The organism is Bordetella tumulicola, from assembly GCF_965138755.1.
GTDB lineage: Bacteria > Pseudomonadota > Gammaproteobacteria > Burkholderiales > Burkholderiaceae_B > Bordetella_A > Bordetella_A tumulicola.
In genome coordinates this window covers 708,574-734,951 of the sequence record NZ_CBCSFP010000001.1, presented here as the reverse complement: position 1 = coordinate 734,951, position 26,378 = coordinate 708,574, and the positions used below count along the sequence as shown (strand labels likewise).

Sequence of the window (26,378 nt, the reverse complement as noted above, 5' to 3'; positions counted from 1 at the left end):
GCTAGCCCCGCTGGTGGATACCGAATTGCGCGTCGTACGACTCACGAAGTAGGACAGACGCGAGCCGATTTTTCATATCAGCGTCGAGCGAATCCCAAAGGGTGGACAGGTCGGGGGCATGCAGAGTACCGGCACCGTAGTGGCAATCCAGGGCATATACAAATGTCTTAGCGGCCGTGGTCCCAGGTACGGGAGGGTCCGAGATAGCATCACGCATCGCGGCGATGGCGAAATTGATATTGCGCGTGGTCTGGACGCGTTTAATGAAATCAGCGAGAATCATAATAGATAGATCCAATTGCTCCCTCGCTACGCCATGTGCCCCGCGACGGGAGCTTTTTTTGTGGCCGATGGCTAGGGCAGCTAATAATCTTGCTGGGGTTGCTTGAGATTTAGAGAGCGTTAGCGAGCATCACGGGCGGCTTGCACCCGCGCATCGATCCACGCGTCTACCTCATGTTCTAGCCACGCGACGGCCCGGCTACCGATCTTTACGGGTGCGGGAAACGTGCCGGCAGCGACGCCGTCGTAGATGGACGAGCGACCCTGGCCTGTCTTGTCTTTAACGACAGGCAATCGAATAAAACGCTTTTGCTGGGGTTGAGATAACGTAGTCATGTCGGAAGTCTCCGGGTGTCAGTGAGCACCTGAGGAATGTTCCGGACGAATACGTCGTAGCCGCGATATGTTGCGTTTTTAGTTGGTGTTTTTACGCAACTTGGCTACTCGGCTTGCAAACGAGGCGTACGTTATTGATGCGCCGTCATCGGTTTTCACAGCGTCCTGTTTGTCCCGGGGTTTCAACCCGAGAGCGTCCAGCGCTGCGATAAATTCCGGCCACAGTTCGCGGGCGTAAGCGTCGCGGTGCCGGTGTAGAACCTTCTCCACTACGGCGTTCACGAGTACCCGGTTTTCGTCCGGGCCAACGAACGCGGTTCTATCTTGCTTGGCTTTCCGTGGTTGATCCGCATCCTCAAATTCCCGGAATTGTTGGAGCAGTACGTTCCGAGCGCGATCATTCGGCTTGTTGGCAGGCTCCGGATTTCGTAGGCGATATAGCATTACGCGAAATCCCGACATGGAAATCACGTCATCGTCCCCAAAGCGAATGATTGGCTCTTTTGCCTTGTTGCTGCGGATCTTGAGGTCTTTGCTTGGCTTTAATCCCTCAGCCTCGAGATACTTAAAGAGCAAATTCCACAGAGCGGCCGGTTTGGCGTCCGGGTGCAACGGTGCGATCCGCTCGAGCCATCTCAATACGAGCGCGTCGTCTTTCTTCTTTCCCGCGCGTTGAGCGGCGCGCCGCCCCGATAGTTGTCGGCCTTCGACGCCAAGTTTCTCTATTTCCTCGAGCCGCTTCTGGCCGCGCGCGCGCAATTGCGGTTCGTCGGACGCGGCCATTCTTTCGTACTCCCGAATGATTTGCTCCGTGGCGTTTGCTAGGGGCCGTTCTTCGTCGCCTCCACTCTCGAATGCATAGCGCACCTTGGCTTTGTCCGCACGGGCCATTACCCAGTCCTCCGCTTTAGGGTCGTTACGTTATCGGTGGTTTTTCGCTCCAGCAGCATAAAAAGCGTTTCTAACGCGGCTCGCTTTTCGTTGATGTAGTCGTATGCGTTGTAGTTCCGATTCTGTACGCCCGCGATGCCGTGTGATAACAAGCGGCCCCGCGTATCGGTTGATACTCCCGCACTGGCTAGAATGGTCTCTATGCCGGAGCGGACGCGCTTGAGTTGGAAGTCCGCTATCTTGTCGCCCACAATTTCAGCGGCCCAGCCACTGAGCGTCGTGGGCGCCACGTGGGTTACGCCATCATCCGTCGAAATTGCATATATCCCGTCGGAGCGGCAACCGGCGATAGCTTCGATCGCAGCGTCAGTCAGCGGCAGAATGTGGGCGCGGGGCTCTTGCCCGGGTCGTCCCTTGCCATCGTAGATAGTGATTTCACGCTTGCCCGCGTGCTCATTGCGTAGCCTAACCAACTGTGCGATACGTTGGCCGCCAGTTAATAGGTGCAAGCGAAGGGCCGCCCCTCGTAAATCGTGGATGCCTCGAATAATCCGCCAGTACCTGCGCAATTCCGATTCGGATAGCGGGCGCTTATCGGCTCGGTTCTGCGTTTCATCCGGCATCACTCCCGCTACGGGGTTCGCGGTGACTCCGAAACTTTTAAATAAAACCGGGATATCAGGCTTTGTTCTTGCGGATAGGGCGGCTTGATAGGCGGATCGCAGGTAGCTACGCAGCTTATTAGCGGTTCGGCCTTTATTTTGTTCATGTAAGCGGCGCATCATGTCGGCCACGTCGTCTATCTCGACGCTATTGGCGGGCATTGCTGCTTTCGCGGGCCACGCCTCTTTTATGTGTAATCGGAATATGCTGGCCGCGTCGCGGTGGGCGTCACGTTTCAGTGCCTTTAGGTAGTTACAGTATTCGTCACAGAGACGGGCGAGGGTGAATTGTTCGACGGCCGTTTTAGCTATCTCTGCCGCTTTGCGTTCTCTGTGTTTTTGCTCTTGCAACGCCGGCCAGCCTCCGCTATTTCGGTAGTTGTGGTGTTCGGCGGCTTTCTTTTCAGCCGCACGTTCGGCGGCGAGGATGGAGTATCCGCCCGCGTTAGTAGGCTCGGTTTTTTTGGGCGGTGCGGACGGGTCGTATAGTCCGATAACCACACGTTCGCTTTTCCCGTCCATCGTGTAGCGCCAGTAAAAAGTGATAGCGCCGTTGGCTTGCTTGCGGACTTGCAGAGCGCCCGTCGGATTGACCTTTTGCAGCGTGGTGAATACGCCGGGTTTTAGGTTGCGGAGGGTTTGTCCGGTGGTGGCCATAATTTATCCGTTGCCAGTTTGTTGCCAGAATTCGTCACGATGAAATCAGACGGCTTCGGATGAATATGGACTAGAAACCCTTATTTTTCAACGATATTCTGAGATTTCTGGATATCGCTGGATCTTGTTGGACCTCATAATATCGGACTCATAATCCGTTGGTGCTGTGTTCGACTCACAGGGGGGCCACCAAGTATCGGCGCGGGTTTGCGGACAGTTTCCGCATCCCGCGCTTTTTCATTGGTAGGGTTTTTTTGCCGCCGGGCCGCCCCAAGGCAAAAAGCGCCCCCTTGGGGGATGAGCCCGGACACAGAACAGTCCCTGCGGACTGTTCTGTGCCTGGCGAATCCGAGCGGCCTGCCAGCCGCGAGGTGGACAGCAAGCCGAAGGCGCAGCGTGGGGGCTTATTTGCCGGCGCGGTTTGCACGCGGGCTGGCAGGCGAGTACAGTGAAAAGCTCCTTCAATAAGAACAGGAGCGTCCCATGCTTAATACATTCCCGACGATGCGTCGTGTCGCGATGGCGGCAATGACGGTCGCGGTGGCTGGAGTAGTATTTTCCGGATGCACCACGACATCGGATAAGGCCTCGGCCAGTGCATCTGAGCAGAGGCAAGAGATCAATAGTGGCACGGATGCCACGTTGACCAAGCTGTACGAGACGTCTCCCGATTCCAAGGCCTTGGTCGAACGGGCCAAGGGAGTGCTGGTCTTTCCGTCCGTGCTCAGCGCAAGCTTAATCGTTGGGGCCGAGCACGGTAAAGGTGTGTTGCGTGTAGGCGGCGTGGATTCTGGCTACTACAGCACCACGGCGGGCTCGGTCGGATTTCAGGCAGGTGCGCAATCCAAGGCTGTCATCTTGCTATTCATGACCGACCAAGCGTTGGAAAAATTCCGTAAGAGTGACGGCTGGACAGTGGGCGCCGATGCGACGGTGGCAGTGGCCAAGGTTGGGGCCAATGGCAGCATCGATAGCAATACGGCCCAGCAACCTATTGTGGGCTTTGTCATCAACAATGGCGGCTTGATGGCCGGTGTCTCGCTCGAGGGCGCAAAAATCTCCAAACTTGATCTTTGATGTAAGGCTGGCGCATGGGGCAGTGACGTCGTCATTGGCCGCGCCTGTTTTCTAGGCATGAAAAGCCATCAGCCTTCGTGAATTGACCCTCGAAAGTTGGACGTAGATCCAACCTTCGGAGGTCAGATCATTCGCAGGTTGGTGGCTTTTATGTCATCACTATTTTGTATTAACTCGTTAACTTTAGAATTTCACTGTGATAGTATTAACCAAACACATCGAGGCGTGAGACTTTTTGGCCGTCGTGCAGTCGCTCCCGTGTGTATCGGCGCAGCCCTGAGAGGCTGCAGGCAAATTTGGCCCACTTTGACGGTCGGTGTTTGTGCTCGCGATTCACACGCTTTATTCCGTTGCGATTGGTATTGGCCTCATCTCATTGCTGGCCGTCATGTCACGTTTGATCGGGCTACGCCGATCCCCTACTACCGAGAGTGCATGGGTGTCGATCATTCTCCCGTTGACGGGAGAGGCGCGGGCTTTTAGTGCATTGTTAGACGCGCTCAACAAGCAGACATTGCGCCCGGCATGCTTAGTCGTGTCCGTCGAATCCGAGCACGATCCCGCCTATGCCCGGGTACGATCGAGCATCCGCAAAGCACGTTTCCCGATCAAGCTAGTCGTGGCAGGGCCAGCGGCGCATCAGGCGCAAAAATGCCGTAACCAGCAAGCCGCGTTGGATCATCTCGACGTTCGGACCGAGGTCATTGTCTTGATGGACGGCGATATCGTGCCCGATCCAGACTGGCTGAGCAGTCTGATTTCACCCGTTGTTGCAGGTGAGTACGACATTATCAGCGGCCATCGTTGGCAGCAAATCGCGCGACATCGTCTGGGAGCGCATCTGGTCGCAGCAACGGACCGTGCGACCACACTGCTGCCGCGTGTAGAGCTTGATTTTGCGTGTGTGACGTGGGGCGGAAGCATTGCGATGACTATCGATGTGGCCCAGTGGGTAGACTTGCGGTCACTCTTTGATCGCGTGCTCTCCGATGATTTAGCGTTGGCTCGCCGTGCATCCTGGTTGGGATTACGGGTGGGAACACACAGATCATTGTTAGTGCCTTCTCCTAATGAACAGTCGTTTGCGTCTGCTTGGCACTTTGCTCGTCGGCAGTACCAAATGTGTCGTATCTATCGCACGACGTTGTGGTCGATAGGCCTCGGCGCGGTCGGTTTAAGGCTGGCCGGATGGAGCGCTGCTCTGTTGGTCGCAGTGATCGAGGACTCGGGAGTTTGGGTGTTGCAGGCATTGATGCTTCTGGGGCTGCTCAAGCAGTATGTGATCGGCGAGTTCTCGCGTCGCCTTGGAATGCCGGATGCCTGGTCCGTGCGTCTCGTTCAACTCGGCTTGGGCTGTTGCCAGCCCATCGTCGATCTCTTTCATCTGAGCGCGATCATCGGGGCGTCCTGGGTACGCACCGTGAGGTGGGGGCATGTCACGTATCGTGTCTTTGGCCCGGACAGTATCCAAGTTCAAGAGCGCGATCCCTTTCATGTTGGCCGACGTCTTGAGCGGCCGGGCGTAGGTACCTGGGATGTGGCCAAGGCAATTCAGTCTGGCGCTGACGAACCCCGGTAGAAGGGGGCTCGTAGTGATTGGCCGTCATGGCGGCCCCTAGGCAATTTACGAATTCGGCTTTTGCTCTTGAGGCGTGGGGGCGGGTAGTTCCTCGCACGTGAAGTCAACGGTTGCTTCTTTGGGCATCAGGCCCGTCGCGTGATTGGATGTCACTTTGGGTTGGGATAGGCGTTTGCCCAAGTTGGTGCAGTGTGCTTCGGCCTGCTTGCGAGCGATGTTTTTGACTTCGACCCATGTTTGCCATTTGGCGCCCGCGTTGTAGGTGACCCGATAGGTATCGGGGCCGGTAGGCGTGGTTTCGCTCATGCTGGTGCAGGCAGCAAGCAAGGAGAGCGTCAGGACATAGATGAGTGGGCGAAGCGGCATGGGGAATCCACGGATAAGATGAGTGCTATTACAAAGCACAGCGGTGCGCGGTGCAAGTGCTGTAGCGATCAGCGACGCGCATGCTAGCATGCGCGCCAAGAGTCATTCACCACGAGGTTTCCATGGATATCCAAGAACAGATCGCCGTTATCGTGCATACGATTTCACACCAGGGTGGGCGCATTGATGCGTTGAATTCGGTCATGTCGTCGATGCTGCATTTGGCCAAATCGTCGCCCGGTCTACGCGAGGCGATTGAGGCGCAACTGGAGCAGAACTATTCGAGCTTGCTGGCGCGTTCGGAAAATCCTCAATATGTGGCGGGCTTTGAAAGTGTGCGCGATACCGTCCTGGCCGCACTGAAATAAGCCATCTTACCCACAGCTTCTGTGGACAACCCTTGGGATAGATTGCGCACAGTAGGAAAAAATCTTTTATTGGCAAGGGTTTACCCCCTGCGATCAAATTCTGACATAAAAGTGCAATTTTCGGGCTGGGCGCCGGGCGGATTAGCCCGCCGCAGTAACGATGTCTCCCAAGGTACGCATTGCCTCGGCCATCTGTGGTGTGTAAGACGAGCCGCAACTCAAACGCAGGAAATGGTTGTAGCGGTCAGCGTTGGAAAACATGGTGCCGGGGGCAATGCGTATCCCGCGCGCCAGCGCTTGTTCGAATACCTGGGTGCTGGATTGTTGGCCCGGCATTTCGACCCATAGCAACATGCCGCCCTCAGGAACATTCAGACGGGTGCCGGGGGGAAAGTACCGGGCAATGTCCTCCGCGATGTGCTCCCGCTGGATTTTCAGTTTGCGGCGCAGGCGCACCAGATGGCGGTCGTAGGCGGTGGATCCCATGTATTCTGCGACGGCCACCTGGGCGAGAGCTTCGTTTGGACGGCTTTGCGCAAATTTCAGCATGCCGATGCGCGCGTCCCAGCGTCCGCCTGTCATCCAGCCTAGCCGCATTCCCGGGGCCAGCGTTTTATGCATCGAGGCGCAATAGATCACGTTGCCCGTGCGATCCCAGGATTTGAGCGCCGGCGGCAACTGATTGTCATCGCAGAGCGCACCATAGGTGTCGTCTTCGATGATTGCGATCTGGTGGCGTTCACATAGCTTTATCAACCGGGCCTTTTCGGTGTCCGGCATGACACAGCCCAGCGGATTCTGAAAGTTGGGCACGACGACCACGGCGCGCAGGTGCGGGTGAGTCTGCAGGGCCAATTCCAGCGCGTCCACCGAGAGCCCGCGTTGCGGGCTGGTGGGAATTTCCAGTGCCTGCATACCCAGGCTTTCCAGGATTTGTAATAACCCAAAGTACACCGGCGATTCGACGGCGATGGTGTCGCCCGGTCGGGCCACGGCCCGCAATGCCAGATTGACGGCTTCGATACATCCGTGGGTGACCAGAATGTCGTCCGGATCAGGGTTCATACCCAGTTCGAGCGCCCGACGTGCCAGTACGTGCCGCAGATCGGGGTGGCCACGGGGGAGGGCACGATCAACCAGCATTGAGGGGTGTTTGCGTAGCGCACGAATCATGGCCTGCTTCAGGGCATCACCGGGATAGTGGGCGGGTGATGCTGCGGCCAATGCCAGGTTGACGCTGGTCGTGTGCTGTTCGCACTTGGCCACAAAATCCGATACCCGATCGTGTATGCCGACGTAGCTGGCCGGCGCCGGCAGGCGCCCTGGATCGGGTTCGGAGGCGGGCAGCATGGTGATCCGGCGCTTGGGCCGCACAAAGTAGCCAGAGCGGGGTCGTGCCTCAATCAGTCCGTCGTCTTCGAGTTGGCGGCAGGCTTGCAGGGCGGTCGACAGGCTGACACGGTGCGTACGTACCAGCTTGCGTACCGACGGCATACGGTCTGCGGGCGCCAGTACGCCCGCATCGATGGCTTGCCGATAGTGGTCGGCCAGGCGCCGGTATAAGGGCTGCTCGTGTGTAGATGAATCATGAGGAGGGGTCATCGGCGCATCCATCTCGACATCATGGGTTCGATCAGGTCAAACGGTAAGACACAGTTCCACGGATAAAAGACCATAACAGATGAAAAACAGACTGTCTGTTACGGTACAGAAAGGAATTTGGTGTGTCTGTTTTGGTGAGGCGAGGGTGCGTAAGCTGAAGGCCATGGATTTCCGGTCGGCATAAGGCTTTTTTCGTCGGACGGGGATTGATTTTCATCCTGACTGGCGGTCTCGGCGCCAGGACTCAGGGCTTTGTCCAGGAATATTTCGCCATGGCCATCTTTTCTTGTTTTTGCCAAGCACAGGAGCTTGTTTTGCCCGCTGGGGCTACACGTACGCTGCACGGTGCCGATGGCGCGACATTGGTCTGCGTGGAGGGTAGTGTGAGTTTCAATGAGACGGTGCCTCAGGCCGAGGGGATGTTGCCCTGCCGGGTTGCCGTGCCCTTGCGTCAGGGGGAGTCGTATGGATTCGACCAGACGTCATCCATTACGCTCGCGGCCAGTGTGTCGGCCCGTCTGTTATGGCTGCAACCACAGCCCCTCTGGCGTGTTTGGGTCCAGCAGGGGATGCGGTCCGTCGCAAAGTATGCTATGATTCATTTCATCAGACGCGGGGTGGAGCAGTCTGGCAGCTCGTCGGGCTCATAACCCGAAGGTCGTAGGTTCAAATCCTGCCCCCGCAACCAAATTCCGACACCTCCGAGGGTAATCCCCCCGGGGGTGTTTGTTTTTGTACTTCTCGATTTTGCCGCGTTACGCTTGAAAGCTGCGCGCGTCGTTAGCGAACCCAACCTTCCGTGTTCATGACTTTCTGGGCTTCTTCGGTGACCAGATAATCCAGAAACGCCTTTGCATTCGTGTCGGCGTCGGGAGCCAGGGCCACGTTCACATCACGCCAGATTTTGCGGTCGGCAGACAGATCCACCGCGTCAAGCGCGTCCGGATGGGTGACAGGCCAGTTCGGCCAGGTGATCCACGCATCGGCGTCTTTTGCCTTGAACGCCTTGAAACTAGCGCCGGAGCCATGTGCGAAGGCGACGATATTCTTCCGAAATGCCCGGACTTCCTCTAGCTTTCCGGTGCGTCCGGCAACATCTTCCCAGACGCCTGTTCCCGATGTGTTGCTGACGCCCGCGCCTTCGGTGACGACGATCTTTACCCCGTCCTTCAACAGATCCTCGAAGCTGGCGATCTTTTTGGGGTTGCCTTTCTTGACGGCGATGATGGCTGGGCGGACATAGATTGGATCGACCTGATCGGACGAAAAGCTCTGGTAGGTTTCAAGAAATGCCGTCATTGACTGTTCGGATGTGCCCCAGATGATATCGGCATCCGCCTGAGCCTTGTGCGACCAGGTCTTTTCGGGACCGGCGATGATCTCGACCTTGTTGCCGGTTTGTTTCTGCCAAACCTCAGCTACCTTCTTGAATGCCGTGTGAGGTCCGCCGGCGCCGTAAAGCTTGATGACGCCGTCTTTCGCATGGCGCGAAATCGAGGGATCATGTAGCTCGGTGCCGAGGGCCACTGCGGATATTGCCATCAAGGCGCCGACGGTGGCAAGTTTAGAAAAACGCATAAAAATGCTCCTGTTTCTTATGTTTGAATCTCGTCAAAACCTGAGATCCGGAGGGTCGAAAAAATCCTGTGTGGCCGGCTGTCTGGAGTGGGCCGCCAAGGGCTTGGTTGCGGAAAGAGTTGCCGCGATGACAACGGGTTGCCTGAAGTCACCGGCAGGCAATCCATGTCAAGGCAGACCTATCGGAGGAGGGGTTATTCCATCGGACGGGAAATTGTTTTCTTTGACCCGCGGACCGGCCGTAAGAACCTTCGAGGTTCAATGGAATAAATCCCATCTGATTGCGTCTAGTACATACTAGCCATCAATCGGCAGCGTGGTATAGATGTCGTTGTCGCTGTCCAGGGCGGCGACGCCGGCTCTAATCTGAGAAATATGATGACCCAGGACATGATTCACTTGATAGAGCCGAATATTCCCGCATTGCGGCGTTATGCCCGGGCGCTGATGAAAGATCCCGGCGCGGCCGATGATCTGGTTCAGGATTGCCTGGAAAGGGCTATCGAGCGCTGGCATCAGCGACGCAAGGATGGCGATGCTCGAGCCTGGATGTTCGCGATCCTCCATAATCTCGCCATGACCCGGCTACGGCACTCGACACGGAGGCCGTTGCATGTCGGATTGGACGACGTAAATGAGCACGCGTTTGCTGTCGCGGCGCGTCAGGAGGACCGATTGCATTATCGAGATTTGCTTAACGCGCTCGACCATCTTCCAGAGGAGCAGAAGACAGTACTCCTGCTGGTCACTGTCGAAGATCTCTCCTACGCAGATACCGCGCAGGCGCTTGGCATCCCGATCGGTACCGTCATGTCACGTCTTTCGCGTGCCCGTGAACGTTTGTCGAAGCTGATGTCCGGCGAAATCCAACAACAATCCAGCCACTCTCATCTGCGGAGCGTGAAATGACTTTTCGACCCATAACTGAAGATGACCTCAATGGGTTTGTCGATCAGAGACTGGATGCGGTGCGCCATGCCGAAGTCATCGCCTATCTGGATTCTCATCCGGATGTGGCTCGTCGCGTCGCCGGGTACCGCCAACAACGCGATCAACTGCGCGCCGCGTTTGGATCGATTGCCGAAGAGCCGATCCCCCCGGAGCTTGATCTGTCCCGCATGATCGCGGAGCGGCGGGCACCGCGCCCCGCGTCGCGTTGGTCGATGGCGATCGCGGCGACGGTACTGCTGACGGTCGGTGTCGCCGGCGGATGGTTCGCGCATGGCATGGCGCCGCTCGCGGCCACTGGCGTGCAGGCGGTTGCGCAGGAGGCTTTCGCCAGCTATAGGGTCTTTGGACCGGACCGGATTCGTCCGGTCGAAATCCGCGCGACGGATCATGATGCGCTTGTCGCATGGACGGCGGCACAGCTTTCACATCCCGTCGCGATCCCGGACCTGGCCGCGTCTGGATACCGCTTTATGGGCGGGCGGGTTGTGCCGACGCGTCAAGGACCTGCGGTGATGTTCATGTATGACGACGATAATGGCACGCGCGTTGTCATGCATGCCCGTCCAATGAAAACGCAGTCTGACATGCCGATGTCTCCCTATTCAGAAGGCAAGGTAAATGGATATGCCTGGATCGATGGCGGCCTGGGCTACAGTCTCGTCGCGCCGATGGAGCCTGCGGCCCTGCATGCCATCGCCGACGAGGTACGACGCCAACTCACGAGCAAGGCAGTGGGATAAGACGCAGGCGCCAGGCCTCGGCGGTTTGATTCGCAATGAGCTGACGCGCCTGTGCATGATGAAGGGCTATAGTTCAGCTTAAAAGCTGACGGCTTTCTTCACAGGACTTTCTTATGTTCAATCGTATCGTTGCAAGTCTATTCGTGGCGGCCGTGTTTCCCGCTGCGGCACTGGCATCAGAAAATGGCCCCATCCGTGAGATTAGGCTTTCGTCGGGTGGGTTGGCCGAGATTCTCAGGGCGGCTCCCGTGGGCAAAGATGAGGTCGTCCGGCTTGAGGTGCCGCTCGAGCAGGTCGACGATATCTTGAAGAGCGTGGTGCTGAACAGCGCGACGGCGACGGTCGCGGGCTTTTCGCTGGTGGGGCCAAGCCCGCGCGAAGAGAGCTTCAAGGGGCTGCCGTTCACAGTGGAGTCGCTGGCGTCTGTGCCGTTGCTGTTAAAGGCCTTGCAGGGTACGTCCGTGACTGTCACGAGTAATGGCAAGACGGTGCAAGGCAAGGTGTTGGGAGTGGAGCCGCGCAAGGGTGCGGACGGTGCGCAATACTTTCTGCTTTCTGTGCTGACGTCTGACGGGGTCGTCGCAACGCTGGCGCTCGCGCAAGACGCATCGGTCGTGGTGGATGATGCCGAGCTCAGAGGCAAGCTGGTCGAGGCGACCGAGGCGATCGGCCGCGCGAGCAATGATCGCTCGCGCGTGATCAATATCAACGTCAAGGGCACGACGAGCGGCGCTGTCGATGTGTCTTACGTGGTGGCGGCACCGATTTGGAAAACCGCCTACAAGGTCGTGGTGCAGGACAATGGAAAGGCGCGTCTGCAGGCCTGGGCGGTGCTGGAAAATGCCAGCGGCGAAGACTGGAAGGGTGTCAAGATCGTGTTGACCTCGGCCGACCCCGTCACACTACGGCAGCGCTTGCACCAACTGTACTGGCGGGATCGGCACGAGGTGCCCGTGAATACCGCCTCGACGAATGTGCCCGAGGTGGATACTGGGAATCTGGCGAACCGCGCAAAGGCGCAGCGTTCTGCGATGGCCGCGCGTGCCCGGTCGCAATCGATGGCAGATTCGACGATGGAGTTTGCCGCGGCCCCACCGCCGCCTGCCGCGCCGGAGCCCGGGAGTGGCTATGGTGGGGCGGCGCCCATGCAGGATAGTGCGGTGGCGAACGAAAATGATATTTCCGCGACCTTTGCGCTGCCGGGGGTGTACGACCTGGCCAACGGTGACACGTTGTCCGTCCCGATCGCGGATGCCGAAGTACCGGCAACCATGGTGTCGTTGTACCGGGCCTCCGCCCGGTCTCCTCATCCCGTCGCCGCGCTGATGCTGAGTAATACGACCAGCGTCAGTTTGCCTGCCGGTATTTTGACGATTTACGATGCCACGTCCGGCTATGTGGGTGATGCGCAGTTGGCGGGTTTGCCCAATGAGGACACACGTTTGGCTAGCTTCGCGACGGATCGCAAAGTGACCATCACCGAGGATCGCAAGCCAACCGAAGCGCTCATGCAAGCCAAGGTGGTAGACGGCATGTTGAGCCTGACGCAAAAAACACGCATCGTGACGCGGTATACCGTGACGGGCGCGCTGGATGGCGCGCGCACGGTGGTGATCGAACATCCTGTGCGGTCAGGCTGGACGTTCTCCTCGGAACAGAGCGATGGTAAAACGGCGAGCCATTACCGGCTCAAGGCGAGTGTCCCCGCCGGCCAGGAAAAAACACTCGAAGCGGTTGACGAGCAACTGCAGCGACAGGTCTACGCGTTGACCGATACCGAGCCCGATATGTTGTTGAGTTGGTCAGCCTCCAGTCCGGATCCGGCGCTGGCGGCCAAGCTCGTCGAGCTGGCGGATACGCGCAAGAAACAGATCGCGGTACAGACCGAGTTGCAGCATCTGGAGCAGACCCACGAGCGCCTGGTCAACGAGCAGGATCGTATTCGGAAGAATCTCTCCGCGGTGGCGGCAAATAGTGATTTGAGTACGCGTTACCTGAAGCAACTCGAAGGTAGCGAAAACAAAATCCGCAGTCTGGACGCCAAGCGCGGGCAGTTGCAGGACGATGCGCAGAGCCTGGAGGGTCGGGTGAAGCAGATTCTCAGGACATTCTGACGCTTGGGGTAAGTCCTACTGTGGCAGCAACGCCGGGCATGGGATACCATGCCCGAGCGGGTTGTCAGCTTTCTCTTTTCAGGAGACATGTCACATGGGTACTGCCAAGTACGATCATCCCGGCTACATTGCCGATATGGGCCCGCAGGGCCAGTACTATGTGGGGGTATGGTGCCCACACGGTTATCCGGCGCATGTCCATATCGGTACGGCCGCCGCGGCCGCAGAGGCGGCGGATGCGAACCTGCGGTTACGCATCCCGGACGGCGCCTTTCAGTCGCTATCCGACGATTTTGAAACCCTCTGCCGGCGCGCGCTGGGGCAAGCCTTGAGCGCGGGCCTGTTACGCGATGGGCTAGGAGGGTTTCAGGAAACGCGCCTGTCACTCGAGACCGAGCCCTGGGCGGGTCCGATGCAGGCCGCCACCCGGCAGTGACGGGGCCGGGTCAGAATGATTGGCGTCAGCCTACTGGGTGGTTTTGTTTTGGCCGCCCAGCATGGCGACCAGCGATTTTTTCAGGTGCGGTGAAAAAATCGGCACGGTATGCGAGACGCCATCACGGTCCGTTCCCTCTTTGAGGGTGACCGACTGCCCGTCGAAAATCTCGGGGGCTCGACGCAGCTCGACGTAATGTGCGATCAGGCTGTCGACCTGCTCTTGGGCGCTAGCCAACGGCGCGGCCCCCGCCAACTGCCGGGCGGCATGCGCCTGCAGTACGCGGTGCAGGTCGTCGATGAATAGTGCCAAGGCGCTTTGACCGTGGGCGGGCTGTTGCCAGCCCCAGCCCTGGTCCGCGTCGCCCGTCGAAGAAGAAGAGTTTTGCATACCCTCATGCTATACCAACGCGACGCCGGCGTGTATGACAGGGCGTGGTTTGCGCGCGACGGGTGTAGTTGCTGGTTTACCAGTAATCAGTGCATGATTGCCTACGTCGGGATTTATCGCCCGGTTCGGGTGTTGGGCAAGCTGGCACCCGTAGTTTGTTGTTACTAGGAGAACCTACCCATGAAGAACAAGATCTTGCTTATCGTTTTGCTCGCGGTTTCGGCGGTGTCGGCTGGGTGCAATACCGTTGCAGGGGCCGGGAAAGACATCGAAAAGGGTGGTGAAAGCATTCAAAAAGCTGCTGATTAATCCCTAATTGCCCACTGCTCACACACTGTGCGTGAGCAGTGGGCAATTCGCATCGCAGTAGGTGTGATGCATAATTCCACTATTAGTGAAATCTAGTGGGAATGATTATGCGCATTTTGGGCCTGACCGGGTTTGCCATCGCCGTTGTAATCAGCGGCTGCGCCAGCAAAGGATTGATGTCGGGCGATCCCCCGGGCGCTACAGCGACTTTTCCAGTGCAGGCGGACGTTCAGGCGGCGCATCGCCGCGCGGGCGAATTTGTGCGGGTCTGTCATGAACAGCGTCGCCATGCTTATGGTGTGACGTATCAGTCTCACCAGAGCCTGGGCGAAAAGGGCGCACCGAACGAGGTGCGCGTATACAAGCAAACCGAGCCTGCCAAGATCCTCGAAATCATTCGCGCTCAGTCGGATGGCCCGGCCACGTCGCAGGTGACCGTTTTGGTGCTGGGCGATGCGCCTTGGGATGAGGCCGAAGTCCAGGCAGCCCAGGCCTCTATTCAGAGCGCGACACCGGTTTGCCGGCCCCTGGAAAACTGAATCGGCGTCTGGCGGATGCGATAGGAAAAACCTTGCGGCCCGTGATGAGCTGGATTTAATATACGCATTGCGTACATTATCCATCCAAGGGCCGCCATGTCCATTTCCCAGCAAGCCTTCCTGCGCGACGCGATGCGTCGCCTCAATTTGACTCGTGATGTCTTCGCGACGCGCATCGGCGTCAAGCGGCGCGCCCTGGATACTTGGCTGTTGCCAGAGGAATCGCAGGAGTTTCGTGCGATGCCCGAGGTGGTCGAGCGGTTCGTGAGCGAAATCGTTCAAAACACCGCGTTACTCGAAAAATATACGCAAAGCGCACAGATGGGTCCGTTGCGTGAGCGTATTGCGTTCAATGGCAAACACCAGCTGATTTCGGTCGATCAGTTCACACGCGAGTCGGTGGAAGACCTGTTTCGTGTAGCCGATCTGATGCAGCCCATTGCACGCCGACAAAAAGTCTCGCGCGTGCTCGAGGGCGCCGTGCTGGGGAATTTGTTTTTCGAGGCCAGCACGCGTACGCGGGTGAGTTTCGGTTCGGCATTTTGTCGCCTGGGCGGTTCGGTGTGCGACACCACGGGCTTTACTTTCTCTTCTATGGCCAAGGGCGAGTCCATCTACGACACGAGTCGCGTCATGAGCGGCTACGTCGATGCGATGGTCATCCGCCACCCTGACAAGGGGTCGGTCGCAGAGTTCGCCGAGGCGACGAATATTCCGGTGGTCAATGGCGGTGATGGTCCCGGCGAGCATCCCAGTCAAGCATTACTGGATCTCTATACAATCCTGACGGAGTTTTCCCGTCTGGGCAAGTTGCTCGACGGCGCGCATATCGCCATGGTTGGTGATCTGAAGTACGGCCGTACCGTGCATTCACTGATCAAGCTGCTGGCGCTGTACAAGGGCATCAAGTTCACGCTGATTTCGCCGTCAGGGCTGGAAATGCCGACGTATATCATCGATCAGGCCAGTCGCAACGATAATGTGATCGAGCAAAAGAGCAGTGTGGCCGACGGGCTGGCGGGCGCGGATGTCATTTATGCGACACGCGTGCAAAAAGAGCGTTTTGCCAACGAGGAAAGCGAAGGCTATACGCCGGAGTTCCAGATCAGTCGCGCGACGATCGACACCCATTGCGGCCCGGACACTATCGTCATGCATCCGCTACCGCGAGATAGCCGCCCAGGTGCGAACGACCTGAGTACGGATCTGAATGATGACCCGCGCTTGGCCATTTTCCGTCAGACGGATAACGGCATTCCGATCCGGATGGCTATTTTTGCCGTGCTGCTCGGCGTCGAGGGCTTGGTACAGCATTCAATGCGCGATGTGACCTGGAAACATCCATCGCACGTCGGTCCGGATGATTCGATTTTTCACGGACTGGATTGATTGGCAGGCAGGGTACGTGATGGCGTGCCTTGTGGTTTTCAGGCTTGCCAAAAACGAGCGGGGTGCCATCTCTTTGGTGAGATGGCACCCCGTTGCCTATCTGCCGTGTTTGTTTACCGAACTCGTTTTTTGAGTGATGTTGCCTGGTTAAATCCGCTTTTCTCCACCCAGGGCCTCGGTCAGCTCGGCCAGGAGTTTGGCGAGTTCGCCGGTCATGAGCGCCATGTCCGAATCGAATTTTTCGTCGTCATTTTGCATGACGGCATCGTTGCCTTCTTTAAGTACGTCCAGCGGGGCGATGCGCTTGACGTCGAGTGCCTCGGTCAGGACAAAAGACACACGGTCTGCCCAGGTCATCGCCAGACGGGTGCATTGCTTGCCCGATTGGATGTGGCGACGCACGTCATCGACGTCGATGGTGTGCTTGACGTAACGGATCGCGGCACGACTTTCGCCGGATGCGCGCAGCTCGGTGTCCTGGTCGATGCTGAAGTTGTCAGGGGCCTCGTCGGCAGCTAGCCAGCCCGTCATGGCGGCAGCGGGCGATTGGGCCACATACAGGTTTTCGAGTGGCAAGGGGTCGATGGTCTTGACCAGCAGGCCGATGACTTCGTCGGCTTTGGCCGAGGCTGCGGCATCAATGACCAGCCAATGGTTGACCGGATCAATCCACACGCGCGTGTCGCGATAGACGCTGAAGGCTTTGGGCAAGAGCTCGTCGGTGACACGCTCCTTGATTTCCTTCATCTGTTTGCGGCCCGGCTTGTAGCCTTGTTGCTCTTCGATTTCCTGGGCGCGTACGCGTGCCACCTGATTGACGACGGTGGCGGGGAGCAATTTTTTCTCGGCGCGCAGGCTCAGCAGAATTTGCTGATTGACCGTATGCGACAAGGCGGCGTTTTCGCGCGGGGAAATCCACCCCACGCTTTGCATTTCGAGGTTGTTGCCGGACTGGTAGGCGTGTCGCGCCAAGCTTTCTTCAAGCTGTTCGCCGGTTAGCGTCCACGGTGCGGATAGTCGGTAGATCTTGAGATTCTTGAACCACATGGCGTCGGGCAAAAGGGTAGATTCTATACGACCCCGAATCGCATCGCAGGTGTGAACGTGCTTTTGTTGTGTATCTCTTCGTTGTCCAGGGGGCTTCGCGGACATTTCTGAGGATGCCCCCCCTTGGCGTCAATTACGCAACACAAGGGGCCGTGGTTCCAGGCTATTGCTTTCTTTCACAACGGTGGCATGTTACACATTCTGTCACTGACTACGCAGGGGCGTTCCGGTATCGTGCGCCGCGTAGTGACTCTGACTAAAAAAGGATGCAAACCATGAAACTGGCGACAATTATTGGGGGCGTGCTGATCGCGATAGGTGCGGCGGCTTTGGTGTACAAGGGCTTTACCTACACCACCGAGGAAACCGTATTGCAGATCGGTTCAGTCAAGGCGACTGCCGAGACCGAAAAAGCGGTATCGGTCCCGACTTGGGCCGGCGTGGGCGCCATCGTGGTCGGCCTGTTGGTGATTGGGCTGGGTCGCGGTCGCTAATGTCCTAAGCGCCCGGTGTGCTCGGGACCGCGCCGCTCCCGGTCGCTTGGCGCTTATCTTGATTTCGGCCTAGAGACCGGGCAGGGGCTATTCCTGGGAAGACCACGCGCACCATGAAACCACGGCCTTCCAGTCCCGTGCCGGTCCGGATGGTGGCGTTATGCGACTCGGCAATGCCTGCGACCAATGACAGGCCGATTCCGCTGCCACTCACAGGCGTGTTCGCTACCCGGTGAAAGCGCTCGAAGATGGCATCGTGTTCTGAGGCCGGAACGCCTGGACCGTCGTCCGCGACGTCCAAGAAGACCGTGGGGCCGTCTGCGGCGCGCGCGGGTAGCATGTAGCCGCAGCGCACCAGTACGTTGCCACCTTCGGTGGTGTAGCGCATGGCGTTGTGCAATAGGTTTTGCAGCAGGATGCCAATTTCGTCTATGTCGCACTGAATCATGCAGGACGATACTTCCAAGAGCAACGAGCGCTGATTCTGGCTGGCGTAGACCTCGAATTCATCCGCGACATGCTGTGCGAGCTTGCTCAAGTCTGCAGGTGCGTGCTTGGGCGCCTTGCCGCCGGCATTGATGCGGGCCTGGTCGAGCAACTGCTCAGACAGGCGGGTGCTGTGTCGGGCCACCACGAGCAGTTTCTTCAGGGCCGCATCTTTCTTCTGCGGGTTTGCCTCGCGAAGGGCAATCTCAGCCTGCCCCTGCAAGATCGATAGCGGGGTGCGTAGTTCATGAGCTGCATCGCCAATAAAGCGGCGTTCGCCCTCAATGGCTTGGTCGAGTTGCTGCAGCAGGCGGTTGAATGCGTCGACCAATGGATGCAACTCCCGCGGCAGGCCCTTGAGCGGCAGGGGAGTGAAATCGAAGCGGGGCCGGCGATGCAGGGCCGAGCCCAGGGTGCGGACCGGTCTGAGCGCGCTGTGGGTGACGAGCCACATGACGAGGCCCACAATCATGAGCAGTATGGTCGTCTGGACTACCTCATTCGTTGCTTCGTGACGTAAGTCAGCATCCACGACACTTTGCAGGTTACCTATCTGGACCGTCACCCGGCCGGTACTGTCAGACGCGGAGTAAACACGCCACTTATTCCCTTCAACATGGGTCGACGCAGGTCCATCGGCGAAGTCGGGCTGCAGCGGGGTCTGCGGTCCCCCCGGTGTGTGGGCGAGCAGTCTGCTTCGATCTATCCATATCTGAAAGACCAGTGACCCGCGCACTGCGTCGAAGGATTGCGGCAACGTTAAACCTGGTCCCCCGCGCTCGTCGCGGTAACTGTCGGCGGGGATGCTGACGAGCAGTTGTGTGGTGACGGCCTCAAGCCTTTCGTCCCAAGTGCTGGTGCGGTTGATCGATGTTTTTGTGAGCACCACCGCGACCACAATGATCCAGAACAACGCGGTGACCCCGATGATTGCCAAGATTAACTGCGCGTTGATGGAGCGCGACTTCATGTCGGCTGTCCCACTATGTAGCCTAGCCCGTGAACGGTCCGGATCAGGTCGTCACCGAGCTTGCGGCGTAACTGGTGGATGAAGACGGCGATGGTATTGCTCTCGACATCGCTCGTCGTGCCATAGACGATGTCATGCAAATGGTCGCGCGTCACCACATGTCCAGGGCGCTCAATAAGCGCCAGCAATGTGCGGTATTCCTGGGCGCTGAGGATGACATCGGCGCCCGCCTTCTTCACCACGCGGCGGCTGCGGTCGATCTGTATATCCCCATGAGTGAAAACGGGAACGACGCGTCCCTGGCTGCGTCGGATGACGGAGCGCAAGCGTGCCCAGAGTTCGTCGAACTGGAACGGTTTGACCAGATAATCGTCGGCGCCCGCATCCAGGCCGGCGATCCGTTCGCTCAACCGGCCCCGCGCGGTCAGGATCAGGACAGGCGTGGAGTCGTAGCGCACCCGCATGGCACGCAGAACGGCCAGGCCGGAATCTCCGGGAAGCCCGATGTCGAGTAAGACCGCCGCATAGGCGTGATCCACCAGCGCGGCCCGGGCGGAACTCGCATCACCGACGTGATGAACGCGCCATCCGCTCTGGCGTGCACCATCGCAAATGGTCTCGCCCAGCAATTGATCGTCTTCCACGAGAAGTAGATTCATTTCACCCCGATTCATCGCCATCCATACCTACACATCGGCTGTATTCCGAGATAATGGGGTAAGCAGTTTAGTTTTTTGTTAAGGGCGGATAGCGCCGTCTTGAGACAAAAAAAGGCCCGGCTTTAGAAGCCGGNCCTGGCAGGGTCACACAATGCCACGCCGTTAAAGGCTCGCGGGGGGCGTGGCATCGGTGTCAGAGAACTAACCCTGCTATTGCGGGACTGGGGATCAAACGTCCCGCAATGTGGAGCAAGGTCGTGTTCTGAGCTTGCAGTCTAGTCTTGTCGGTCTGACATCGTCCTGAATCACGCCTCTTTTTCCGAAGCCTTGGTTTTGGCTCTGGCCGATGGCCAAAAAAAAGCTCCCGAAGGAGCTTGGAAGAGCCAGACAGGCGCAGCAGTCCCGCCTGGCGGGGGAAAACAGTGTGATTAGTTGTTGATGTCCACGTCTTTGGTTTCCCGGACGAACAACATGCCGATGATCAGGGTCATGACAGCGATGATGATCGGATACCACAGGCCGTCGTAGATGTTGCCGGTTGCGGCGACGATGGCAAAGGCGACGGGGGGCAGGAAGCCGCCGAACCAGCCGTTACCGATGTGATATGGCAAGCTCATCGAGGTGTAGCGGATGCGTGTGGGGAACATCTCAACCAGCATGGCGGCGATCGGGCCGTAGACCATGGTCACGTAGATCACCAGAATGGTCAGCAGTACGACGACCATGACTTTGTTCATTTGCTCCGGATCGGCCTTGGCCGGGTAGCCGTGGTCTCGGATGGCTGTCGTCAGGGCTGCTTTCAACTCGGCCGTTTTGGTTTTGAACTCGGCGGGCGACATGTCTTTGCCTTCGAACGAGACAAATTCATCGTTGCCGATCGTGACCTTGGCGACCGTGCCAGCGGGAGCGGACTGGTTGCTGTAGTTCACCGAGCTGCCGGCCAGGAATGACTTGATCACGTCGCAGGAACTGGTGAATGCCGAGGTGCCTACTGGGTTGAACTGGAATGAGCACGTAGCGGGATCCGCAATCACGGTGACCGGTGCCGTCGCCTGGGCTTTTTCGAGCGCAGGGTTGGCAAAGTGGGTCAGGCCCTGGAACAGTGGGAAGTACGTAAGAGCGGCGATCAGGCAGCCGGCCATAATGATCGGCTTGCGACCGATACGGTCCGAGAGCGAACCAAAAATCAGGAAGAAGGGCGTACCGATCAACAGCGCCAGCGCGATCATGATGTTGGCGGTGTTGGGATCGACTTGCAAGGTCTTGGTCAGGAAGAACAGGGCGTAGAACTGGCCCGTGTACCAGACCACGGCTTGGCCGGCGGTCAGGCCCAGCAGGGCAATGATCACGACCTTCAGGTTTTTCCATTGGGCGAACGACTCTGTCAGCGGCGCCTTGGAGCCCCGGCCTTCTTCCTTCATGCGTTTGAACGTAGGCGATTCATTGAGCTGCAGCCGGATCCACACGGAAATGCCCAACAGCACGACGGATAGCAGGAACGGAATGCGCCAGCCCCATTCAGCGAAGGCCTCTTCGCCCATAACGCCACGCACGCCCATGATGATCAGCAGCGACAGGAACAAGCCCATCGTGGCGGTCGTCTGGATCCAGGCGGTGTAGGCGCCTCGACGGCCCTGCGGCGCGTGTTCCGCCACATAGGTGGCCGCGCCACCGTATTCCCCACCTAGTGCCAGACCTTGCAGCAGTCGCAGCACGATCAGGATCGCGGGGGCGGTGATGCCGATACTGGCATAGCTGGGCAGTACGCCCACGAGGAACGTCGACAGGCCCATGATCACGATGGTGATCAGGAACGTGTATTTACGTCCGACCAGATCACCCAAGCGACCAAATACCAACGCGCCGAAGGGGCGCACGGCAAAGCCGGCAGCAAAGGCCAACAGTGCAAAGATGAAGGCGGCTGTGGGGTTTACACCCGAGAAAAAATGCCCCGCGATGATGGCTGCGAGTGATCCGTACAGATAAAAGTCATACCACTCGAATACTGTGCCTAGCGACGACGCGAAAATGACGCGCCGTTCTTCCTTGGTCATCGGGCGCGGACCCGAAGATGGGCCGGGACTGGCCACCGTTGCAGTGCTCATGATGTCTCCTCGTTTTTGGCCCGGTAGTGATCCACCGTGCCGGCTCTTGTCCGGTATGTTTCCGGTGTAAGGCAGTTAGCAAGGTAGAAAACGAGACTGACGAGGTTCTGACGGAAGGCTTACTTGAATCTTAAATTTGAAACAAAAAGTGTGCCATTAGGCCCCGAGCGGGGCAACGGAACGCGTTGAGCGTGCAAGAGGCAGGGATATCCCTAGAGGGTAAGAAGAGGGGATTCATTGCTTTCATACAACGGAAATTGCACGCGAATGCAGGTCCCGGACAGATCGGAGTGGGAGGTGCCCTCCAGAATGTGCACCTGGGCATGATGTTTTTGGGAAATTTCACGCACAATGGCCAGGCCGAGGCCGCTGCCTTCGGCCTGCGTGCCCAGTACGCGGTAAAAGCGGTCGAATACGCGCTCGCGCTCTTCGGTGGCAATGCCGGGGCCGGAGTCTTCGACTTCAAGGATGGCGTGCTTTGTGCTGCGGCGCACGCGCACGGTGATGTGCCCGCCGGACGGCGTGTAGCGCAGCGCGTTATCGATCAAGTTATTCAGCAACTCGGCCAGCAGAATGTCGTTGCCGGCAATCAAGAGCGGGCCGTGAGCCCCTTCGAAGCCCAAATCGGTATTCAGATTAAGCGCCTGGGGCACCCATTGCAGAGTTTGCTCGTGCGCAATGGTGTCGAGATCCGTGGACGTCAAGCCCGCGGAGTGCGGGTTTTCAGCGCGCGCCAGCAGCAGCAACTGGTTGACCAGACGCGTTGCACGCTCGGAACCCATGATCAATTGGCGCAGACTCGCCTGCATTTCGTCCGGGCTGGCGTCGCGCAAGGCCAATTCCGCCTGGGTTCGCAGGCCTGCCAATGGCGTTTTCAGTTGGTGGGCCGCGTCAGCGACAAAGCGCTTTTGTGCCTGGACGTTGGCTGACAGGCGATCCAGGAGCTCGTTCATGGCGCCGACCAGCGGGGCGATTTCCGAGGGTGCGGCGCCTTCGTCGATGGGAGAGAGATCGTCAGGGCGGCGTGCCCGTAGGCGTTGCTGCAAGGCGTTGAGCGGTGCCACGCCGCGCGACAGGCCAAACCAGACCAGCAAGACTGCCACGGGCAGCACAATAAACTGCGGAATGATCACGCCTTTGATGATGTCGTTGGCGAGTTCCGTGCGCTTTTCCATGGTTTCCGCAACCACCAGAAAGACTGGCTGGGTTTGCGGGATATGCAAGTCGACCCAGGTGTAGGCCAGACGCACGTCAAATCCTCGCAAGGTATTCTCGGTATAGAGCACGGTACCGGGCTGTGGCGGGCCCAGGTCGGGGGGCAAGGGCAGGCTGCTGTCCCCACCCAGGACTTCGCCGTGGCTGCCCTGAATCAGCCAGAATATGCTGTCCGTTTCACCCGGATGCAGCACATCGCGGATGGAGTCATTCAGACGGAGGACAGCCCGCCCGTCCTGCGCGTGGATATGCCGTGACAGCGTGTGCAGGGTTTGCGCCAGGGTGCCGTCGTACGGAACGTTGGCAATGTTTTGTGCAACGACATAGGTGATGGCCACGCTCATTGGCCACAACAAAAACAGGGGGGCGAGCATCCAGTCCAGGATCTCGCCCAGCAAAGATCGTTGCGGCGGCGCGAAGCTTGGACCTTTGGCCCCGCCGCGCATTGCGTCCAGGGCTTCCTGGTTGAGGGCTTCGTGAGCGACCGACTCAGTGGGTGAGGTGGCTGGCACCTTGGTCTCGTTCGAGGCAATAGCCCAGGCCGCGCACGGTGATGATTTTGACCCCGCTGGGTTCGAGTTTTTTGCGCAGGCGATGCACATAAACCTCGATGGCGTTGGTGCTGACCTCTTCGCCCCACTCGCATAAATGATCGACCAACTGGGTCTTGCTGACCATGCGGCCGCTGCGGGTCAAGAGGATTTCCAGCAGACTGACTTCGCGGGCAGACAAATCCAGCGTCTGATCATCCACCAGCGCCACGCGACCCGTCTGGTCGAACATCAGGCGGCCGTGACGCAAGAGCGTGGCGCCGCCGCCCGCACCGCGTCGGGTCAGGGCGCGGACCCGGGCTTCGAGTTCTGATAGGGCAAAGGGTTTGGCCATGTAATCGTCGGCACCCAGATCCAGACCCTTGACGCGTTGTTCGACGCTATCGGCCGCCGTCAGGATCAAAACCGGCAGGACCGAGTTGCGGGCCCGCAAGCGGCGTAATACCTCGAGCCCGGTCAATTGGGGCAGGCCCAAGTCCAGAATGAGCAGATCAAAAGGCTGGGCAGCCAGGGCGGAGTCAGCGGCTGTTCCGTCACTCACCGCGTCAACGGCGTAGCCGTTTTGGCGGAGTGAACGAGAGAGGCCGTCGGCCAGAATGCTGTCGTCTTCGGCGATAAGGATGCGCATGCGTAGGAAGCGGGGGCAGGCCGTTGGAATGGCACGACACTATTGCGGTCGCCGTGTGGGAGCATTCTGGCACAGCCCGGGACAATTGCCCAGCCAGGGAATTCCTGGGAAATCCGGTCTATGCTTAGAGAAAATGGTCCGCCCTACAGAGCGGGGAATCCCCCGTCGGGGCCCTGATACCCTACAGAAATTTGGCATACTGGGTTTATATACAGTACAATCCGATGCAATAATCGCCGCTCTGGCACGGAGCGCGCCGCATTGTGGCATTGTCACTGTTGCTGCGCAGCACGCCTTCGCGTCATACCCTTACAGCGTCAACCTCATTTATCCACGGGACACCACATGGACGATAAAACCAGCAAAGCAGCCGCCTCGGAAAAGGCCAAGGCGCTGGCCGCCGCGCTTTCGCAAATCGAAAAGCAGTTTGGCAAGGGCTCGATCATGCGTTATGGCGATAACGCGGTTGAACATGACATTCAGGTCGTGTCGACTGGCTCGCTGGGACTCGATATCGCACTGGGCATTGGCGGCCTGCCACGGGGACGGGTGATTGAAATCTACGGCCCTGAGTCGTCGGGCAAGACCACGCTTACCCTGCAAGTCATCGCCGAAATGCAGAAAGTCGGCGGCACGTGCGCATTCGTCGATGCCGAGCATGCGCTCGACGTGCAGTATGCATCCAAGCTGGGTGTCAATCTGACCGATCTGCTCATCTCGCAGCCCGATACCGGCGAGCAGGCCCTGGAAATCACTGACGCCCTGGTGCGTTCGGGCTCGGTCGACCTGATCGTGATCGACTCCGTGGCGGCCTTGGTGCCCAAGGCCGAAATCGAAGGCGAAATGGGCGATTCCTTGCCCGGTTTGCAGGCTCGCCTGATGAGCCAGGCGCTGCGCAAGCTCACCGCCTCGATCAAGCGTACCAACTGCATGGTCATCTTCATCAACCAGATCCGGATGAAGATCGGTGTGATGTTCGGCAACCCGGAAACCACCACGGGCGGCAATGCACTGAAGTTCTATGCATCCGTGCGTTTGGATATCCGTCGCATCGGTTCCATTAAAAAAGCCGAAGAGGTCGTCGGTAACGAAACCCGGGTCAAGGTCGTCAAAAACAAGGTGTCCCCGCCGTTCAAGCAAGCCGAGTTCGACATCATGTATGGCGCAGGCATTTCACGCGAGGGCGAGATCATCGACCTGGGCGTGCAAGCCGGTGTGGTTGATAAATCGGGTGCCTGGTACAGCTACAGCGGTACGCGCATTGGCCAGGGCAAGGACAACGTGCGCGAGTACCTGAAGCAGAACCCCCAGATCGCCATCGAGATCGAGAACAAGGTGCGCGAGAACCACAGTATCGTCAGTCGTGCTGCGACCTTCCCACCTAGCGAGGCCGAAGCCGAGGCCGATAGCGAAGCATGATTGGTCGGTCCGGTTCTTCATGGTCGCAGCGGGGCTCGGACAAGTCCGAGCCTGATGATGGCGGCTTTGAAACGCTGGGCAAGCCCAAGCCGCGCGGCCCTAGCCTAAAGGCCCGCGCAGTGGGCTATCTGTCACGACGGGAGTACGCGCGCAACGAGCTCGCGCGCAAGCTTCAGCCTTATGCTGAGGATGCCTCCGAGATTGACCCCGTGCTTGATGCCCTGGAAAAAGAAGGGTGGCTGTCTACGGAGCGCTTTGCGCACAGCCTGGTACATCGTCGCGCCTCACGGCAGGGCGCGGCGCGCATTGTCCAAGAGTTACGCCAGCACGGTGTCGCCGAAGATCAAGTCGCGCAGTTGCGCGATGATCTGCGCGCTTCCGAATATCAGCGCGCCCAGGAGGTCTGGCGCAAGCGCTACGGCGTCAAGCCCGCAGACCGTGCCGAATACGCCAAGCAGGCTCGTTTTCTGGCGGGCCGGGGCTTTGCCCATGAGGTGATTCGACGTCTATTGGGTGACGAGCGCGACGACTAAGGCCA

Annotated in this window: 27 protein-coding genes and 1 tRNA gene; 14 read left to right on the top strand and 14 right to left on the bottom strand. The window is 58.6% G+C overall.

Going from position 1 to position 26,378, the window contains the following annotated elements; genetic code table 11:
* Position 1: 1 nt before the first annotated feature.
* The 4 genes from ACNAZS_RS03440 to ACNAZS_RS03425 form a co-directional block, all read right to left on the bottom strand.
* Positions 2-283 (bottom strand): hypothetical protein, encoded by a 282-nt coding sequence (locus ACNAZS_RS03440; RefSeq protein ID WP_415786161.1) that lies wholly within the window; start codon positions 281-283, stop codon positions 2-4.
* A 119-nt stretch (positions 284-402) separates the two neighbouring features.
* On the bottom strand, positions 403-618 hold the full coding sequence (locus tag ACNAZS_RS03435) for a helix-turn-helix transcriptional regulator (protein WP_415786159.1): 216 nt from the start codon (positions 616-618) through the stop codon (positions 403-405).
* Positions 619-696: 78 nt separating this feature from the next.
* The gene (locus ACNAZS_RS03430; protein ID WP_415786157.1) at positions 697-1,509 is read right to left on the bottom strand and encodes a hypothetical protein; all 813 of its coding nucleotides are present in this window, start codon (positions 1,507-1,509) and stop codon (positions 697-699) included.
* Positions 1,509-2,828: an integrase gene (locus tag ACNAZS_RS03425; protein ID WP_415786155.1), complete on the bottom strand. Its 1,320-nt coding sequence runs from the start codon at positions 2,826-2,828 to the stop codon at positions 1,509-1,511. Before ACNAZS_RS03425 ends, ACNAZS_RS03430 begins: the two co-directional genes overlap by 1 nt.
* 483 nt (positions 2,829-3,311) lie before the next feature.
* Here ACNAZS_RS03425 and ACNAZS_RS03420 point away from each other — a divergent pair, with 483 nt between their 5' ends.
* A complete protein-coding gene (locus ACNAZS_RS03420; RefSeq protein WP_415786153.1) occupies positions 3,312-3,905 on the top strand; it encodes a BPSL1445 family SYLF domain-containing lipoprotein in 594 nt (197 codons plus the stop codon).
* A 439-nt stretch (positions 3,906-4,344) separates the two neighbouring features.
* Entirely contained in the window at positions 4,345-5,484 is a 1,140-nt protein-coding gene (locus ACNAZS_RS03415; protein ID WP_415786151.1) for a glycosyltransferase family 2 protein, read from the top strand.
* Between the two features lie 45 nt (positions 5,485-5,529).
* On the opposite strand, the gene ACNAZS_RS03410 is transcribed toward ACNAZS_RS03415, so the two are convergent.
* Positions 5,530-5,850, bottom strand: a complete 321-nt coding sequence (locus ACNAZS_RS03410) for a hypothetical protein (RefSeq protein WP_415786149.1) — start codon at positions 5,848-5,850, stop codon at positions 5,530-5,532.
* Positions 5,851-5,972: 122 nt separating this feature from the next.
* On the opposite strand from ACNAZS_RS03410, the gene ACNAZS_RS03405 reads away from it, so the two are divergent.
* Positions 5,973-6,218, top strand: coding sequence for a hypothetical protein (locus ACNAZS_RS03405; protein ID WP_415786147.1), 246 nt, complete (start codon positions 5,973-5,975; stop codon positions 6,216-6,218).
* A 141-nt stretch (positions 6,219-6,359) separates the two neighbouring features.
* Here the strand turns inward: ACNAZS_RS03405 and ACNAZS_RS03400 are convergent, their stop codons facing one another.
* Positions 6,360-7,820, bottom strand: a complete 1,461-nt coding sequence (locus ACNAZS_RS03400; RefSeq protein ID WP_415786145.1) for an aminotransferase-like domain-containing protein — start codon at positions 7,818-7,820, stop codon at positions 6,360-6,362.
* Between the two features lie 611 nt (positions 7,821-8,431).
* On the opposite strand from ACNAZS_RS03400, the gene ACNAZS_RS03395 reads away from it, so the two are divergent.
* Positions 8,432-8,508: transfer RNA gene (locus tag ACNAZS_RS03395), tRNA-Met, on the top strand.
* Between the two features lie 92 nt (positions 8,509-8,600).
* Here the strand turns inward: ACNAZS_RS03395 and ACNAZS_RS03390 are convergent.
* A complete protein-coding gene (locus tag ACNAZS_RS03390; protein WP_415786143.1) occupies positions 8,601-9,347 on the bottom strand; it encodes a substrate-binding domain-containing protein in 747 nt (248 codons plus the stop codon).
* Between the two features lie 429 nt (positions 9,348-9,776).
* Here ACNAZS_RS03390 and ACNAZS_RS03385 point away from each other — a divergent pair, with 429 nt between their 5' ends.
* The 4 genes from ACNAZS_RS03385 (at position 9,777) to ACNAZS_RS03370 (ending at position 13,639) form a co-directional block, all read left to right on the top strand.
* The gene (locus ACNAZS_RS03385) at positions 9,777-10,307 is read left to right on the top strand and encodes an RNA polymerase sigma factor (RefSeq protein ID WP_415787050.1); all 531 of its coding nucleotides are present in this window, start codon (positions 9,777-9,779) and stop codon (positions 10,305-10,307) included.
* Entirely contained in the window at positions 10,304-11,089 is a 786-nt protein-coding gene (locus ACNAZS_RS03380) for an anti-sigma factor family protein (protein ID WP_415786141.1), read from the top strand. Before ACNAZS_RS03385 ends, ACNAZS_RS03380 begins: the two co-directional genes overlap by 4 nt.
* Before the next feature lie 113 nt (positions 11,090-11,202).
* Positions 11,203-13,203, top strand: a complete 2,001-nt coding sequence (locus tag ACNAZS_RS03375; protein ID WP_415786139.1) for a DUF4139 domain-containing protein — start codon at positions 11,203-11,205, stop codon at positions 13,201-13,203.
* A gap of 94 nt (positions 13,204-13,297) precedes the next feature.
* Positions 13,298-13,639, top strand: a complete 342-nt coding sequence (locus tag ACNAZS_RS03370) for a hypothetical protein (RefSeq protein ID WP_415786137.1) — start codon at positions 13,298-13,300, stop codon at positions 13,637-13,639.
* A 30-nt stretch (positions 13,640-13,669) separates the two neighbouring features.
* Here the strand turns inward: ACNAZS_RS03370 and ACNAZS_RS03365 are convergent, their stop codons facing one another.
* The gene (locus ACNAZS_RS03365; RefSeq protein WP_415786135.1) at positions 13,670-14,029 is read right to left on the bottom strand and encodes a hypothetical protein; all 360 of its coding nucleotides are present in this window, start codon (positions 14,027-14,029) and stop codon (positions 13,670-13,672) included.
* 180 nt (positions 14,030-14,209) lie between these two features.
* On the opposite strand from ACNAZS_RS03365, the gene ACNAZS_RS03360 reads away from it, so the two are divergent.
* From ACNAZS_RS03360 to ACNAZS_RS03350, 3 genes are all read left to right on the top strand, one after another.
* On the top strand, positions 14,210-14,338 hold the full coding sequence (locus ACNAZS_RS03360; RefSeq protein WP_415786133.1) for an entericidin A/B family lipoprotein: 129 nt from the start codon (positions 14,210-14,212) through the stop codon (positions 14,336-14,338).
* Positions 14,339-14,445: 107 nt separating this feature from the next.
* Positions 14,446-14,877, top strand: a complete 432-nt coding sequence (locus ACNAZS_RS03355) for a BPTD_2524 family lipoprotein (protein WP_415787048.1) — start codon at positions 14,446-14,448, stop codon at positions 14,875-14,877.
* A 96-nt stretch (positions 14,878-14,973) separates the two neighbouring features.
* On the top strand, positions 14,974-16,266 hold the full coding sequence (locus tag ACNAZS_RS03350) for an aspartate carbamoyltransferase (RefSeq protein ID WP_415786131.1): 1,293 nt from the start codon (positions 14,974-14,976) through the stop codon (positions 16,264-16,266).
* A gap of 147 nt (positions 16,267-16,413) precedes the next feature.
* Here the strand turns inward: ACNAZS_RS03350 and ACNAZS_RS03345 are convergent, their stop codons facing one another.
* The gene (locus ACNAZS_RS03345) at positions 16,414-17,313 is read right to left on the bottom strand and encodes a recombination-associated protein RdgC (protein WP_415786129.1); all 900 of its coding nucleotides are present in this window, start codon (positions 17,311-17,313) and stop codon (positions 16,414-16,416) included.
* A gap of 275 nt (positions 17,314-17,588) precedes the next feature.
* On the opposite strand from ACNAZS_RS03345, the gene ACNAZS_RS03340 reads away from it, so the two are divergent.
* Positions 17,589-17,807 carry a hypothetical protein gene (locus tag ACNAZS_RS03340; RefSeq protein ID WP_415786127.1) on the top strand — a complete coding sequence of 73 codons (219 nt, stop codon included), beginning with the start codon at positions 17,589-17,591 and terminating at the stop codon, positions 17,805-17,807.
* Positions 17,808-17,811: 4 nt separating this feature from the next.
* Here the strand turns inward: ACNAZS_RS03340 and ACNAZS_RS03335 are convergent, their stop codons facing one another.
* The 5 genes from ACNAZS_RS03335 to ACNAZS_RS03315 form a co-directional block, all read right to left on the bottom strand.
* Positions 17,812-19,263, bottom strand: coding sequence for a sensor histidine kinase (locus ACNAZS_RS03335; RefSeq protein ID WP_415786125.1), 1,452 nt, complete (start codon positions 19,261-19,263; stop codon positions 17,812-17,814).
* On the bottom strand, positions 19,260-19,922 hold the full coding sequence (locus tag ACNAZS_RS03330; protein WP_415786123.1) for a response regulator transcription factor: 663 nt from the start codon (positions 19,920-19,922) through the stop codon (positions 19,260-19,262). Before ACNAZS_RS03330 ends, ACNAZS_RS03335 begins: the two co-directional genes overlap by 4 nt.
* Positions 19,923-20,350: 428 nt before the next feature.
* Positions 20,351-22,027, bottom strand: a complete 1,677-nt coding sequence (locus tag ACNAZS_RS03325) for an MFS transporter (RefSeq protein ID WP_415786121.1) — start codon at positions 22,025-22,027, stop codon at positions 20,351-20,353.
* 212 nt (positions 22,028-22,239) lie between these two features.
* Positions 22,240-23,754 carry a sensor histidine kinase gene (locus ACNAZS_RS03320; RefSeq protein WP_415786119.1) on the bottom strand — a complete coding sequence of 505 codons (1,515 nt, stop codon included), beginning with the start codon at positions 23,752-23,754 and terminating at the stop codon, positions 22,240-22,242.
* Positions 23,732-24,421: a response regulator gene (locus tag ACNAZS_RS03315; protein ID WP_415786117.1), complete on the bottom strand. Its 690-nt coding sequence runs from the start codon at positions 24,419-24,421 to the stop codon at positions 23,732-23,734. Before ACNAZS_RS03315 ends, ACNAZS_RS03320 begins: the two co-directional genes overlap by 23 nt.
* Positions 24,422-24,766: 345 nt before the next feature.
* On the opposite strand from ACNAZS_RS03315, the gene recA reads away from it, so the two are divergent.
* Both recA and recX read left to right on the top strand, forming a co-directional pair.
* Complete coding sequence (gene recA, locus ACNAZS_RS03310) at positions 24,767-25,840, top strand: recombinase RecA (protein ID WP_415786115.1); 1,074 nt, start codon at positions 24,767-24,769, stop codon at positions 25,838-25,840.
* Positions 25,837-26,373 (top strand): recombination regulator RecX, encoded by a 537-nt coding sequence (gene recX / locus ACNAZS_RS03305; RefSeq protein ID WP_415786113.1) that lies wholly within the window; start codon positions 25,837-25,839, stop codon positions 26,371-26,373. Before recA ends, recX begins: the two co-directional genes overlap by 4 nt.
* Positions 26,374-26,378: the final 5 nt, after the last annotated feature.